Origin of the sequence: Saccharothrix deserti, from assembly GCF_009769385.1 — a bacterium.
Lineage (GTDB): Bacteria > Actinomycetota > Actinomycetes > Mycobacteriales > Pseudonocardiaceae > Actinosynnema > Actinosynnema deserti.
The window spans coordinates 329,184-342,106 of record NZ_ML775960.1 but is presented as its reverse complement, the minus strand read 5'-3'; the positions used below and the strand labels follow the sequence as shown (position 1 = coordinate 342,106).

Here is a 12,923-nt window from a genome sequence, read left to right as displayed (position 1 = left end):
GTTCGCCGTCCTGACTTTGCAGGGGACTGGAACCGGACCGCATGACCGTCTGTGCCGATCGAGTTCACGCTGTGAGCCGTTTCGAGTGGTCGTGCAGCTGCCCACTCCCGGACTGACCGCTGAGAGAGGTTGAGCACCAGTGCCTTCCACCGTGATCCCGGACGAGCACCGCGCCGACGTCGTGACGTTGTGGGAGTACCACGACATGAAGCACCGGGTGCGCCCGGCCGACATCGCGATCGGTCTCGGCAGCCACGACATCGGAGTAGCCGTACGGGCCGTCGAGCTGTACGAGGCAGGCGCGGTTCCGCTGCTTCTCTTCACCGGCGCGAATGCCCCAACGACTGTCAAGCGCTTCCCGCGTGGTGAAGCCGTCCACTATCGGGAACACGCGCTTGAGCACGGCGTGCCCGACGAGGCGATCACCATTGAGACCCGGGCCAGGAACACGGCGGAGAACTTCGAGTTCAGCCGGAAAGTGTTGCAGGACAACGGCGTCGAAATCTCATCGGCAATGCTGATCTCCCGCCCGTACCAAGAGCGCCGCTCCTACGCCACCTGCAAGAAGCTCTGGCCCGAGCTGGACATCGTGTGTACGTCCCGCCGGCCGCCGATCGACGAGTATGTTGCCGGGATTGGTGACGCAGAGTTCGTTATCGGCATGTTGGTCGGAGACACCCAACGGATCACGGTGTTTGCCGAGGCCGGTTACGCCATTCCGCAAGAGATCCCCGCCGAAGTGCGCACAGCCTATGACCGCCTGGTCGCAGCGGGCTACACCAGCCGACTCATCCCCTGATCGCCCCGCAGTCGCGGCTTGTGCTCTCGTGTTCACTTCATCAAGGCGGCCCTCTCTGGCCAGTTGGGTTCAAATCCGGCGCAGCCGGTCAGTCCACGCAGGGGATTGCGGGTGGTGTGCCGGAGGCGCCGGATGAGCCGGTGGGGGAGAGAGCTGAGGCTACAGCGGCACGGATTGTGGGTTGGGCGTCGACTGAGGGGTTGCTCTCCAGGGGCAGCGTTTGAAAACTGACGCCCGGGACGCCCTGCACCAGGGACAGGATGTCTGCGCCCTCCGACAGCACGACGGTTTGTTTCGCCACCTCTGCCACGGGGCCCAGGGCACTCACGCCCTGTTCACGCATCCGGTGCAGTACGGCGCTCAAGAACGCCTGTTGGCGGCGCGTGCGGTCCAGGTCGCCGTTTGTCAGGCCGTGCCGTTGGCGTACGAATGCCAACGCCTGGCGTGCAGTCAAGTGCTGGCGACCCGCCGAAAAGTCCGCGCCCGAGTACGAATCCGACGTCGCCGCGTTCAGGCACACCTCCACCCCGCCCAACGCCTCCGCCAAGTGGTAGAAGCTGACCATGCTCACCTCGGCGATGTGATCCACCGGCACACCGAGGAACGACCGCACCGTCTCCACCTGCGCCCGACGCCCCGCCTCACGGCCCAGCCACTCGACCTCCGCCGGGGCACGCCGCACGCCATCGGCCACCAACCGGCGCTCCTCCGCCTCCTTCGCCCGCCCGTACGCCTCCTTCACCTTTCCGTGCTGCGGCCCGCCGGGGATGCCGAGCAGGGTGGCGTGGTTGTCTCGCGGTAGGGACAGGGCGGTTGCCGCCGAACCGTCCGACGGCACGTGCAACAGGATCAACGTGTTCGCGTTGTACCCGCCGCGATCCACATCCCCGGCGTGCAAAGCGTCCAGCACCTCGTCCGACGGCACCCCGCCGTCGAGATCCCGCCGCGTGGTCAACCCCATCACCAACACGTTCACCCCGGACGTCGACTTCACGTCGTCCGCACGCACCGCCCCCGACCGCCGCACCCCCGTGTCGACGTCCTCGTAGGTCGTCCACGCCAACCCGGCCACGACGAGCACCGCCGCCGACATCGACACCCATGTGGTCCGCACCACGCCCAGCACTGCTCCGCGCAACATCCCACGCCCCCTCGCGTCACCTAACCTAGATCCGTTCAGACGCTGGGGGCGTGGCGTGGTTGACCGCATGGCTCATCTGCCGAGCATGGCGGCGGTCGGGGTGTCCGCTGTCTTCACCGGTGTCGGGATCTGGCTCGACGGCGAGCAACCCGGCGTGGTCCTCGGCGTCCTGATGGTGTTCGGCGCGTTGCTCGCCGCCGCGATGGTGCGCCCGGTCGGGCTGTGGACCGTGGTTCCCGCACCCCCGCTGCTCTACGCGGGGCTCGTGGTGGCCGTGGCCGCGTTGCGGGGCAAGTCTTTGGGCGAGTTGACGATTCTCGTCGCGCCGCCGGTGGTCCGAGCGTTCCCCCACCTCGTGGTGGCGGTCGGTGTCGGTCTGCTGGTCGCGGGGGTGAGGCTGGGGGATTGTGGTGGAGGAGCAGGTCTTCGTCGACCGCACGGGGAGACGCCGTGGGTTGATGCGCGCGGTGAGCATCGCGTTGGCGACGTCGTTGTTGAGCTTGTCCGCGCTGATGCTGACGACCGTGTTCGAGCACGTCAGGTGAGAGCGCACTGGGTCTCGCTGCTGTTAGGGCTCGGGTTGCTGATGGGCGTGTTGAGCTTCCACGCCTACGCCACGTCACTGGCCGATGAGCCGACGAGGGCGCAAGTCCGAGCCGAGCCGGTGGTGGACGGCACGGCGGCACTGGTGTTCCACGGCGGCCCGCACCCGAGGTGGACGCCGCGCGTGCTCGACGAGTTGGCCGCGAGGGGGATGAAGGCGACGTTCTTCCTCGTCGGCGCGCAGGTCAACGAGCACCCCGAGCTGGTGCGGCGGATGGTCGCCGAGGGCCACGAGGTCGGCGTCTCGGGGTTCCGCGCGGGCGAGACGACCCGGTTGGGCACGGCGTTCGCGCAGAACGCCCTGGCCGACGCCGCGAACATCCGCACCGGGCTGTCCGAGCCCGAGCCGGACACGCCGGACCTGCACCGCTACGACGCGAAGCAGATCGCCGCCGACCTGGACCCGGACCGCGTCATCCGGCTGCACGTCACCAGCACCACACCGGGCGTGATCGACCTGCTCGCCGACGCACGCCCCGCCCGCCGCTTCACCACCCTCACCACCGCGACCGGCCGGGGCGCCGCGATGACCGACGCCGGGTTCGGCGCACGGTCACCGGCTACGCCCAAGCCTGGGCGCAACGCCACGGCGACGTGATCGCCACCATCCTCGGCGTCATCTGCGTGATCGTCGCCGTGTTCGCGTTGCTGCGCACGGTGATGCAGCTCGGCCTGGCCCACACCGCACGCCGCCTGCACCGCGAGATCGAGGTCCGGCCGCACGCACCACCGGTGTCGGTGATCGTCCCCGCGTACAACGAGGCGGCGAACATCGCCGCGGCCGTCCGGTCGATCGTGAACTCCGAGCACCCCGCCGACGTGGAGGTGGTCGTGGTCGACGACGGGTCGACCGACGGCACCGCCGGGGTGGTGGAAGCACTGGACCTGCCCGGCGTGCGGGTGGTGAGCCAGCCGAACCGGGGCAAGTTCGCCGCCCTCAACGCGGGCATCGCGCTGGCCAGGCACGACGCGTTGGTGCTGGTGGACGGCGACACGGTGTTCGAGCGGGACACCGTCTCCAAGGTGGTGCGCCCGCTCGGCGACACCGGCGTCGGCGCGGTGTCCGGCAACGTCAAGGTCGCCAACCGGGGCGGACTGCTCGGCCGGTGGCAGCACCTGGAGTACTGCGCGGGCTCGAACCTGGACCGGCAGATCCTCAACGCGCTGGAGTGCATCCCGACGATCCCCGGCGCGATCGGGGCGTTCCGCCGGGACGCGGTGGACGAGGTCGGCGGGATCAGCCCGGACACGTTGGCCGAGGACACCGACCTGACCATGGCGATCACCCGTGCCGGGTGGCGGGTGGTGTACGAGCCGGCGGCGCGGGCGTGGACCGAGGTGCCGACCGGCGCGCGGGGGTTGTACAAGCAGCGGTACCGCTGGTCGTACGGGACGTTCCAGTCGATGTGGAAGCACCGGCCGGCGTTGCGCGAGGACGGCCGGATGGGTCGGTTCGGGCTGCTGTACCTGCTGCTCTTCCACGTCGTGCTGCCGGTGCTGGCGCCCGCGCTGGACGTGTTCGTGCTGTACGGGGCGTTCGTGGCGGACGCGCCGTGGGCGCTGGTGATCTGGGCGGTGTTCCTGGTCGTGCAGACGGCCGGCGCGGGCTACGCGCTCCGGCTCGACGGCGAGTCGCTGAAACCGCTCTGGGCGTTCCCACTCCAGCAGCTGGCGTACCGGCAGTTGACGTATCTCGTGGTAGTCCAGTCGCTGGTCACGGCGTTGCACGGGACGCCGTTGAAGTGGCAGACCGCACGGCGCAGCGGGCTGGCGGAGGTAGCTGCCCGGTAATACCGGAGGTAGCATCAGTGGTATGAAAATCAGTGTGAGCCTCCCCGAGGAGGACGTAGAGTTCGTTGATCGCTACCTGAGGCAACATCGCAGCGCCTCACGGTCGTCGGTGATCCACCAGGCGATCACCCTGTTGCGCGAGGCGGGTCTGGAGAACGCCTACGCGAGCGCGTGGGAAGAGTGGGAAGCCGGGGGAGAAGCCGAGATGTGGGACGTGACCGCGCCAGACGGTGTCCTCGATGCGGCGAGGTGACGTCTACTGGGTGGACCTGGACCCGGCGCAGGGCGCCGAGGCGAACAAGATCCGCCCGGCCGTGGTCGTGAGCAACGACGCGGCGAACCGGGCCGCCGGACGGGGCGGCCGAGGTGTGGTGACCGTCGTGCCGATCACCTCCAACACCACGAAGGTGTACCCGTTCCAAGTGCTGCTGCCGGCCAAGGACTGCGGGCTCGGCGCGGACTCCAAGGCGCAGGCCGAGCAGGTGCGCACGGTCGCCGCGGCCAGGCTCCGCGCCCGGATCGGCGGTCTGCCGCCCGCGGTGCTCAAGCAGCTGGACGAGGCGCTGCGCGTCCACTTGTCGCTCTAGCCACGAGAACACACGGACACACCGAGACACCGACACACCGGAAGACACTGCTGGGACCGCCCGAAGACGGCCCCAGCAGCCCCCGTCACCCCAGCACGCGGATGGCGCCGGCCGGGCACAGGTGCGCCGCTTCACGCGCCGCCTTCTCGTGCTCGCCGGAAGGCGACGGCTGCAACAGCACGACCGTCCCGTCCACCTCGTCCTGGTCGAACACCGCCGGGTCGGTCAACGCGCACATCCCCGACCCCGCGCACCGCTCCGGATCGACCTCGATCTTCACGAGAACTCCACCGGCAGTTCGTGCACCCCGTAGATCGCCATGTCGTCCCGCATCCGCACCTCCTCGGCGGGCACCGCGAGCCGCAGGTCCGGGAACTCCCGGAACAGCGCGCTGAACCCGACCCTCATCTCGATCCTCGCCAACTGCTGCCCGAGGCACTGGTGCACGCCGTGGCCGAACCCGAGGTGCCCGGACGCGGGCCGGTGGATGTCGAACTCGTCCGGCCGCTCGAACCGCGCCGGGTCCCGGTTGGCGGCGGCGACGGAGATCGAGACCGACTCACCGGCCCGGACCACCACGCCACCGATCTCCACATCCTCCAACGCGGTGCGGATCGTGCCGAACTGGATGATCGACAGGTACCGCATCAGCTCCTCGACCGCGTTGTCCACCAACGACGGGTCGGCCCGCAGCGCCGCCGACTGCTCGGGGTGCTGCAACAGCAACAACGTGCCGAGGCCCAGCATGTTCGCCGTGGTCTCGTGGCCGGCGACGAGGAGGAGCAGCCCCATGTTGGCGACTTCCTCGTCGGTCAGCTCACCGGTGGCGATCAACCCGGTCAGCATGTCGTCGCCCGGCGTGACGTGCTTGCGCTGCGTCAGCCGGAGCACGAACTCCTCCAGCCGCTCGAACGCCTCCATGATCTCCTCGAACGTGGAGTCCAGGCTCAGCACCTTCGCGGTGTCCTTCTGGAACGACTCGCGCTCCTCGTAGGGCACCCCCAGCATTTCGCAGATCACCAACGACGGCACCGGCAGCGCGAAGTTCGCCACCAGGTCCACCGGAGAACCGGCAGCGCGCATCGCGGCCAGGTGATCGGCCACGATCTGCTCGATCCGCGGCATCAGCTGGTTCATCCGCCGCACGGTGAACTGCCCGGTCAACAGCTTCCGGTACCGCGTGTGGTCGGGCGCGTCCATCCCGATGAACATGCCCGGCTTGGCGGGCGGCCGTTGCGTGACCGGCTTGCCCGCGACCGTGCGCGGTGAGTGCTGCAACTCGGCCCGGCTGCTGAACCTCCGGTCCGCGTGCACCTCCCGTGCCAGCTCGTAACTGGTCACGAGCCACCCCGCGTGCCCGTCGGGGAACGTCATCCGGCTGATCGGCGCGGTCCCGCGGAGCAACCCCAACTCCGCGGGCGGGTCGAACAGCGTGCTGCGTTCAGTCGGCAGCTCGGAGTACAGCGTTTCGGTCATCTCGCACACCTCCCAGTGCGTTCGGGGACCTACCTTCGCAAGCTACAGAAAATTCACGAAGCCGTGAAGTAAATAAGCCGTAAGGGAACTGTTCTAGTACGAGTGATAGCAGGTGTGCTACAAACTGACCGAGAACTCTGACAGGGGGAGGTGAGGGTCCTTGGTCCTCGAAGTGCGCGATCTGCGGATGCGCTACGGCACGACGGACGTGCTGCACGGGGTCGACTTCACGGCGGGGCCGGGTGAGGTGGTGGCCCTGCTCGGGCCCAACGGCGCGGGCAAGACGACCACGATCGAGATCCTGGAGGGCTTCCGACTGCCCTCCGACGGCCACGTCAGGGTGCTGGGCGTCGACCCGGCCACCGGCGACGAGGCCTGGCGCGCCAAGCTGGGCGTGGTGCTGCAGTCGTGGCGCGACCACGGCCGCTGGAAGGTGCGCGAGCTGTTGCACCACCTCGGCCGCTACTACGCGCCCTACAGCACGCCCCACCAGACGCGGCCGTTCGACACCGACGAGCTGATCGAGACGGTCGGCCTGACCGAGCACGCGGACAAGAAGATCGGCAAGCTCTCCGGCGGCCAACGACGCCGGCTGGACGTGGCGATCGGCATCGTCGGCAAGCCCGAGCTGCTGTTCCTGGACGAGCCGACCGCCGGGTTCGACCCGCACGCGCGCCGGGACTTCCACGACCTGGTGCACCGGCTGTCGGACCTGGAGGGCATGACGATCCTGCTGACCACGCACGACCTGGCCGAGGCGGAGAAGCTGGCCGACCGCATCCTGGTGCTCGCGGGCGGCCGGATCATCGCCGACGGCAGCCCGGACCAGCTCAGCCGCCAGGTCGCGGGCAAGTCCGAGATCCGCTGGACGCACGGCGGCCAGCGGCACGTGCACACCGCCGACGACGCGACGGCGTTCGTGCGCGACCTGTTCCGGCAGCACGAGACGGGCATCTCCGAGCTGGAGGTGCGGCGCAGCAGTCTGGAAGACACCTACATGGCACTCGTGCAGCGGCACGAGAGCGGCCAGGCGAAGGAGGAGGTGGCGGTCCTGTGAACCCCACGGTGCACGGCGCCCGGCTGGGCATGGAACGCGGGCTGCGCGAGTTCCGCCACTCCCTGGGCAGCGAGGACCAGATCTTCAACATGGTCGTCGCCATCGCGTTCGTGACCGTGCTGTGGTTCCAGCGCGACTCGGACGTCGAAGCCGCCGGCGTCACGCTCGCCGCGCTCACGCTGCCGAGCATGCTCGGCATGTCGGTGGCCTTCGGCGGTCTGGTCGGACCGGCGGGCCAGCTCTCGCTCAACCGCGAGGACGGCACGCTGCTGCGGGCCAAGGCGGTGCCGCACGGCATGGTCGGCTACCTGGTCGGCCGGACCGTGCAGACCTCTTTGGACATCGCGTTCGGCCTACTGGTCATCCTGGTGCCCGGCCTGTTCCTGGTGAACGTGCTGTCGGACGCAGGAGCGGGCGGTCTGCTCGCGTTGCTCGCGGTGCTGGCGCTCGGCATGCTGTCGACCCTGCCGTGGGGCGCGGTCGCCGGGTCGATCAGCAGGAGTCCGGGCAGTGCGATGGGCATCACCATGCTGCCGATGATGGGCATCACCGCGATCTCGGGCATCTTCTACCCGATCACCGCGCTGCCGGGGTGGCTGCAAGGGCTGGCCCAGGTGTTCCCGGTGTACTGGACCGGCCACGGCGCCAGGGCGGCGCTGCTGCCGGACTCGGCGGCGGCAGCGGAGATCGGCGGGTCCTGGCGGATCTTGGAGATGGTGGGCGTGCTGGGGGTGTGGGCGGTGGTCGGCTTCCTGCTGGCGCCTACGATCCTGCGGCGGATGGCCCGCCGGGAGTCCGGAGCGGAAATGGAGCAGCGCCGACAGGCGGCGTTGCAGAGGGTGCGATGAGCGAAAGCGTCTACAACCGGATCGCGATGCTGCGGGCGGAACGGGGTGTGTCACGCCGGCAGCTGTCCGAGGCGTTGGGCATCCACTACCAGACCGTGGGCTACCTGGAACGGGGCGAGTACAGCCCCAGCCTGTACCTCGCGCTGCGCATCGCGCAGTACTTCGAGGTGCCGGTGGAGGTCGTCTTCTCGACCGACCCGTTCCCGCGCCTGGGCAGCTCGGAGAGATCCGCGTAGACGAACGGGGGCGGCGCGACGGCACCGCCCCCGTCCCTGCTACTCCTTCAGCGCCTACTTCTTCTGGGCCGATTCCTCCAGCGCCGACTCGATCACGTCGGCCGCCGCGGGCGTGCCGCCGGCCTCCCGGATCTCGGCCTTGATCGCGGCGAGCCGCGCGGCCACGTCGGGGTCGTCCGCCAGTTCCAGCACGGCGGCGCGCAGCCCCTCGACGGTCGCCTCGTCGCGCGGGACGTGCCTGCCGACGCCGAGGTCGACCAGGCGCATCGCGTTCATGGTCTGCTCGCCGATCATGGGCAGGCCGATCATCGGCACGCCGTGGTACAGCCCTTCCATCGTGCCGCCCATGCCGCAGTGCGTGATGAACACCTTGGCGTGCGACAGGATCTCCAGCTGCGGCAGCCACCGGTGCAGCTCGACGTTCGACGGCACCTCGCCCAGCTCGGCCGGGTCGACGTACTTGCCGATGTTGATCACCACGTGCCAGTCGAGGTCGCCGAACGCCCGGAAGCACTTCCGGTAGATCTCCGGTTCGCTCGTGTAAGCCGACCCGAACGACACCAGCAGCACCGGCCGGTCGTCCGCGGGGCGTTCCCACGTGCCCTGGAACGACGACCGGTCGCCCAGGCACGGCCCCACGAACGTGTACTTCGGGTGCACCGACTCGCTGTTCGGCTGGAACGACCGCGCGATGGCCACCACCGCCCGGTCCGGGTGGCCGACGTACGTCCGGCCGGTCGTCGGCGTACGCGGCCTCCAGCACCGGCAGCACCGACTTGGCCTCGTTGAGGAACAGGTGCATGGCCGGGGCCATCTCGGTCGGCCACTCGCGGTCGTCGGTGGGCAGGCTGGTCGGGTGGACGACCGGCGTCGCGCCGGCCTGCTCGACGATGCCCGCGAACCCGGGATCGACCGCGTAGGTGACGCGGTGGCCCCGGCTCACCAGCTCGGTGACGACGGGCAGCGTCGGGTTGACGTGGCCGTGGCCGGGGATGTTGAGGAAAGCGATGTGCGACAAGGAAATCTCCGCATGAGTGTGAGGGTGTGCTCGAAGACCCCGTCACGCGCGCCGCGCGTGGGGGTGGACGGCTGCCCTGAACTCAGAGGTAGAAGACCCGGAATGCCCACATGCGATCAACGATAACGCCCGGTTCCACTCAATTTCACGAACGCGGTTCGAGCACGCCGCGCAGCGCCGCGCGCACCGCCTGGGCCAGTTCGGCGCGGCTCTCCGGGGTACCGGGGGTGGGTGCGCCGAGCGCGCCCGCGCCGACCAGCCGGTCGAACAGCAGGCCGTCCGTGAACGCCACCAGCTCCCGGCTCTGCCGCTCCGGGTCCTCCGCGCCGAGCGCCTCCAGCACCGCCCGTGCCTGCGCGCGCGGCCGTTCGCCGTGGGCCAGGATGCCGCGCAGCTCCGGGTGGTGGGTGGCCTCCAGCAGGCACGCGTAACGGGCCAGCGTGCGTTCGCGGCCGGTGGTCATCCACTGGTCGAGCACGTGCGCGGCGCCCTCGGCGAGCCGGTCCGGGTCGAGCGGACCCGTCGTCATGCCCGCCTCCACCACCTCGGCGTTCTCCAGTTCGGCGAGCCGCTGCACGACGCCTTCGACGAGGGCCTTGCGGGTGCGGAAGTAGGCCGAGGTCGAGCCCGTCGGCACGCCCGCCTGCGCGTCCACCGCGCGGTGGGTCAGCCCGCGCATCCCCTTGGTGGCCACCAGGTGGATCGCCGCATCGGCCAGGGCCGCCATGCGCTCCGTCACAGTGCGCCCTCCTTCTACAGCTGTAGAGTACCGATATCTACAGGTGTAGAAGGGGTGGGGGATGAAGGCGGTAGTGGTGGGTGGTGGGCTCGGCGGGCTCACGGCGGCCGTGGCGTTGCGCAAGGTCGGGTGGGAGGTCACCGTGCTGGAGCGCGCGCCGGCGTTCGGTGAGGTCGGCGCGGGTGTGGGCGTGATGCCGAACGCGATGCGGGCGTTGGCCGAACTGGGGTTGGCGGACGACGTGCGACGGATCGGCACGCCTCGCGTGGCCGGTGGCATTCGCGACACGAGGGGGCGTGCGCTGACGCACGTGGACGCGTCGCAGATGGAGCACGTCGTCGCCGTGCACCGGGCCGACCTGCACCGGGTGCTGCGTTCGGCGTTGCCGGAGGAGTGCCTGGTCACGGACACCGAGGTGCGGTCGGTCGAGGAGGTGGACGCGGACCTCGTGGTGGCTGCGGACGGCATCCGCAGCCGGATCAGGCAGGAGTTGTTCCCGGGATCACCCCAGCCGGTGTACGCGGGCACGACCGCGTGGCGGAGCGTGACGACGGCGCGGTTCCCGCGCGACCTGGGTATCGGCCAGACGCTCGGGCCGGGCTCCGAGTTCGGCGTGCTGCCGTTGGGTGACGGGCGGGTGTGCTGGTACGCGGCCACGGTCGCGCCCGCACGCCATCGCTCGGACCACTGCAGCCGTTCGGGGGACGAGTTGGGCGAGGTGCGGCGGCTCGTCCGCGACTGGCACCACCCGATCGGGGCGGTGCTGGACGCGACACCGCCGGACACCGTGCTCCGGCACGACATCCACGAGCTGGCGACGCCGTTGCCGACCTACGTCCGGGGCCGGGTGGCGTTGCTCGGCGACGCCGCGCACGCGATGACGCCATATCTCGGGCAGGGCGCGTGCACGGCGATGGAGGACGCCGTGGTGCTGGCCGCCGCGTGCGCCCGCGCCCACGCCGACGTGCCGGGCGCGCTCGCCGAATACGACCGGCAACGCCGTCCGCGCACGCAGGCGATCGCCAAGGCGTCGCGGATGGTGGGGCGAGTGGGGCACAAGCTGCGCAACCCCGTGGCGGTGGCGGTGCGGGACGCGGCGATGCGCGTCGTCACCTCCGCGCCGGGTGTTCGCGGTATGACGAAGTTCCTCGACTGGACGCCGCCGTCGTTGTCACTCGATAGGTGAGAAATGGACTGTGATGTAACTCATAGGTAACTGAGTTGATTCGAGCGGATAACGATCCAATATCACTCGTTTTCGCAGGATGCGTCACCCTTCCGCGCGATCAAGGTCTCGGCGGGTGGTACCAGGTGCGTCCCGACACGCCCCCTCGGTGCCCGGCCCGGCGGTGCAACAACCACGAAAGGGCAACTACGGTGTCCCGCCATGGCCCCCGTCCCCTCGTGTCCGGCTGAAGCCATCCCCCTGCGCACCACCGCGGTCGACCTCGCCGAGGCCGACGACTTCATTCGCCTGTGCCACTCCGAGAACCCGGAACTGGGCCCCGTCGCTCCCCGTCTCGCCGAGGTGCACGCCGAGGTCGCCGCCACCGGCACGTACCGCCACACGCCCGCCGAGCTCACGTTCGGCGCACGGGTGGCGTGGCGCAACAGCGCCCGCTGCATCGGCCGCCTGTACTGGCGCAGCCTCAAGGTCCGCGACCTGCGCGACCTCCGCGATCCCAAAGAGGTCGCGGACGAGTGCGTCGAACACCTCAGGCTCGCCGGCAACGGCGGCAAGGTCCGCCCGGTGATCACCGTGTTCGCCCCCGACGAGCCCGGTCAGCCCGCGCCGAGGATCCGCAACGAGCAGTTGGTCCGCTACGCCGGCTACGAGGGCTCCGACGGCGGTGTGCTGGGCGACCGGCGCAACGCCGAGTTGACCGACTGGGCCATCGCGATGGGCTGGCGCCCGCCCGAGCGAAGAGGCCCGTTCGACGTGCTGCCGTTGATCGTGGAGCGGGCCGACGCCGACTCGGCACTGGTCGAACTGCCCTCCGACGCGGTGTTGGAGGTGCCGATCAGCCACCCGGAACTGCCGTGGCTGGCCGACCTCGGGCTGCGCTGGCACGCCGTGCCCGCGATCAGCAACATGCGCCTGCGGATCGGCGGGATCGACTACCCGGCCGCACCGTTCAACGGCTGGTACATGGGCACCGAGATCGGCGCCCGCAACTTCGCCGACGTCGACCGGTACGACCTGCTGCCCTACCTCGGCAGGCGGATGGGCCTGGACACGTCGTCGGTGCAGACGCTGTGGAAGGACCGGGTGCTGGTCGAGCTGAACCGCGCGGTGCTGCACTCGTTCGCGGCGGCGGGCGTCACCATCACCGACCACCACACCGAGTCGGACCGGTTCCTCACGCACATCAAGAAGGAGGAGGCGGCCGGCCGCACGTGCCCGGCGGACTGGACGTGGATCGTGCCGCCGATGTCGAGCGGCATCACCAGCGTCTTCCACCGGTACTACGACAAAGAAGAGCTGCTGCCGAACTTCTTCCCCGGGGACACCAAGGGCGTGTGCCCGATCATCCACTGAGGCACCCCGCAGAGGTCTCTGCAAGACGTATGTACGGTTAACGTTAACGTGTTGCTGTGGCGTAGATCACCTTTGGCGGGCTAGGGTAA

14 protein-coding genes and 1 pseudogene are annotated in these 12,923 nt (G+C 69.7%); 10 read left to right on the top strand and 5 right to left on the bottom strand.

Annotation, left to right across the window (positions count from 1 at the left end; all coding sequences use genetic code 11):
- The first annotated feature begins 139 nt into the window (after window positions 1-139).
- Window positions 140-799 (top strand): YdcF family protein, encoded by a 660-nt coding sequence (locus FM051_RS03850; protein WP_420803567.1) that lies wholly within the window; start codon window positions 140-142, stop codon window positions 797-799.
- A gap of 88 nt (window positions 800-887) precedes the next feature.
- Here FM051_RS03850 and FM051_RS03845 read toward each other — a convergent pair whose 3' ends face one another.
- On the bottom strand, window positions 888-1,940 hold the full coding sequence (locus tag FM051_RS03845; protein ID WP_158840650.1) for an LCP family protein: 1,053 nt from the start codon (window positions 1,938-1,940) through the stop codon (window positions 888-890).
- A gap of 67 nt (window positions 1,941-2,007) precedes the next feature.
- Between FM051_RS03845 and FM051_RS51495 the strand changes: the two genes are divergently transcribed.
- Genes FM051_RS51495 through FM051_RS03825 form a run of 4 tightly spaced genes read left to right on the top strand, consistent with a single transcriptional unit; the run spans window position 2,008 to window position 4,921 of the window.
- The gene (locus FM051_RS51495) at window positions 2,008-3,141 is read left to right on the top strand and encodes a polysaccharide deacetylase family protein (protein ID WP_158840648.1); all 1,134 of its coding nucleotides are present in this window, start codon (window positions 2,008-2,010) and stop codon (window positions 3,139-3,141) included.
- Complete coding sequence (locus FM051_RS51490) at window positions 3,138-4,334, top strand: glycosyltransferase family 2 protein (RefSeq protein ID WP_238412112.1); 1,197 nt, start codon at window positions 3,138-3,140, stop codon at window positions 4,332-4,334. Before FM051_RS51495 ends, FM051_RS51490 begins: the two co-directional genes overlap by 4 nt.
- Window positions 4,335-4,356: 22 nt before the next feature.
- Window positions 4,357-4,587 carry a ribbon-helix-helix domain-containing protein gene (locus tag FM051_RS03830; protein ID WP_158840646.1) on the top strand — a complete coding sequence of 77 codons (231 nt, stop codon included), beginning with the start codon at window positions 4,357-4,359 and terminating at the stop codon, window positions 4,585-4,587.
- A complete protein-coding gene (locus tag FM051_RS03825) occupies window positions 4,574-4,921 on the top strand; it encodes a type II toxin-antitoxin system PemK/MazF family toxin (protein WP_158840644.1) in 348 nt (115 codons plus the stop codon). The genes FM051_RS03830 and FM051_RS03825 overlap by 14 nt, the downstream gene beginning before the upstream one ends.
- Window positions 4,922-5,006: 85 nt before the next feature.
- On the opposite strand, the gene FM051_RS03820 is transcribed toward FM051_RS03825, so the two are convergent.
- Window positions 5,007-5,201: a ferredoxin gene (locus FM051_RS03820; protein WP_158840642.1), complete on the bottom strand. Its 195-nt coding sequence runs from the start codon at window positions 5,199-5,201 to the stop codon at window positions 5,007-5,009.
- Window positions 5,198-6,397, bottom strand: coding sequence for a cytochrome P450 (locus tag FM051_RS03815; RefSeq protein WP_158840640.1), 1,200 nt, complete (start codon window positions 6,395-6,397; stop codon window positions 5,198-5,200). Before FM051_RS03815 ends, FM051_RS03820 begins: the two co-directional genes overlap by 4 nt.
- A 187-nt stretch (window positions 6,398-6,584) precedes the next feature.
- Between FM051_RS03815 and FM051_RS03810 the strand changes: the two genes are divergently transcribed.
- From FM051_RS03810 to FM051_RS03800, 3 genes are read left to right on the top strand one after another with little or no spacing between them, the layout of a single operon-like run.
- On the top strand, window positions 6,585-7,454 hold the full coding sequence (locus FM051_RS03810) for an ABC transporter ATP-binding protein (protein ID WP_158841044.1): 870 nt from the start codon (window positions 6,585-6,587) through the stop codon (window positions 7,452-7,454).
- Entirely contained in the window at window positions 7,451-8,302 is an 852-nt protein-coding gene (locus FM051_RS03805; protein ID WP_158840638.1) for an ABC transporter permease, read from the top strand. Before FM051_RS03810 ends, FM051_RS03805 begins: the two co-directional genes overlap by 4 nt.
- Window positions 8,299-8,538, top strand: coding sequence for a helix-turn-helix transcriptional regulator (locus FM051_RS03800; RefSeq protein WP_033437276.1), 240 nt, complete (start codon window positions 8,299-8,301; stop codon window positions 8,536-8,538). Before FM051_RS03805 ends, FM051_RS03800 begins: the two co-directional genes overlap by 4 nt.
- A 54-nt stretch (window positions 8,539-8,592) precedes the next feature.
- Here FM051_RS03800 and FM051_RS03795 read toward each other — a convergent pair.
- Together FM051_RS03795 and FM051_RS03790 are read right to left on the bottom strand one after the other, a co-directional pair.
- A pseudogene (locus tag FM051_RS03795) lies at window positions 8,593-9,562 on the bottom strand (macrolide family glycosyltransferase).
- A gap of 139 nt (window positions 9,563-9,701) precedes the next feature.
- The gene (locus FM051_RS03790) at window positions 9,702-10,295 is read right to left on the bottom strand and encodes a TetR/AcrR family transcriptional regulator (RefSeq protein WP_202918662.1); all 594 of its coding nucleotides are present in this window, start codon (window positions 10,293-10,295) and stop codon (window positions 9,702-9,704) included.
- Window positions 10,296-10,356: 61 nt separating this feature from the next.
- Between FM051_RS03790 and FM051_RS03785 the strand changes: the two genes are divergently transcribed.
- Both FM051_RS03785 and FM051_RS03780 read left to right on the top strand, forming a co-directional pair.
- Window positions 10,357-11,481: an FAD-dependent monooxygenase gene (locus FM051_RS03785; protein WP_158840636.1), complete on the top strand. Its 1,125-nt coding sequence runs from the start codon at window positions 10,357-10,359 to the stop codon at window positions 11,479-11,481.
- 201 nt (window positions 11,482-11,682) lie between these two features.
- Window positions 11,683-12,834, top strand: coding sequence for a nitric oxide synthase oxygenase (locus tag FM051_RS03780; protein WP_158840634.1), 1,152 nt, complete (start codon window positions 11,683-11,685; stop codon window positions 12,832-12,834).
- Window positions 12,835-12,923 lie beyond the last annotated feature (89 nt).

Coding starts and splice junctions, on each gene's coding strand:
- FM051_RS03815 (WP_158840640.1), bottom strand. CDS start 6,397: ATGACCGAAACGCTGTACTCCGAGCTGCCGACTGAACGCAGCACGCTG.
- FM051_RS03800 (WP_033437276.1), top strand. CDS start 8,299: ATGAGCGAAAGCGTCTACAACCGGATCGCGATGCTGCGGGCGGAACGG.
- FM051_RS03780 (WP_158840634.1), top strand. CDS start 11,683: ATGGCCCCCGTCCCCTCGTGTCCGGCTGAAGCCATCCCCCTGCGCACC.
- FM051_RS03830 (WP_158840646.1), top strand. CDS start 4,357: ATGAAAATCAGTGTGAGCCTCCCCGAGGAGGACGTAGAGTTCGTTGAT.
- FM051_RS03845 (WP_158840650.1), bottom strand. CDS start 1,940: ATGTTGCGCGGAGCAGTGCTGGGCGTGGTGCGGACCACATGGGTGTCG.
- FM051_RS03785 (WP_158840636.1), top strand. CDS start 10,357: ATGAAGGCGGTAGTGGTGGGTGGTGGGCTCGGCGGGCTCACGGCGGCC.
- FM051_RS03810 (WP_158841044.1), top strand. CDS start 6,585: ATGCGCTACGGCACGACGGACGTGCTGCACGGGGTCGACTTCACGGCG.
- FM051_RS03825 (WP_158840644.1), top strand. CDS start 4,574: ATGCGGCGAGGTGACGTCTACTGGGTGGACCTGGACCCGGCGCAGGGC.
- FM051_RS51495 (WP_158840648.1), top strand. CDS start 2,008: ATGGCTCATCTGCCGAGCATGGCGGCGGTCGGGGTGTCCGCTGTCTTC.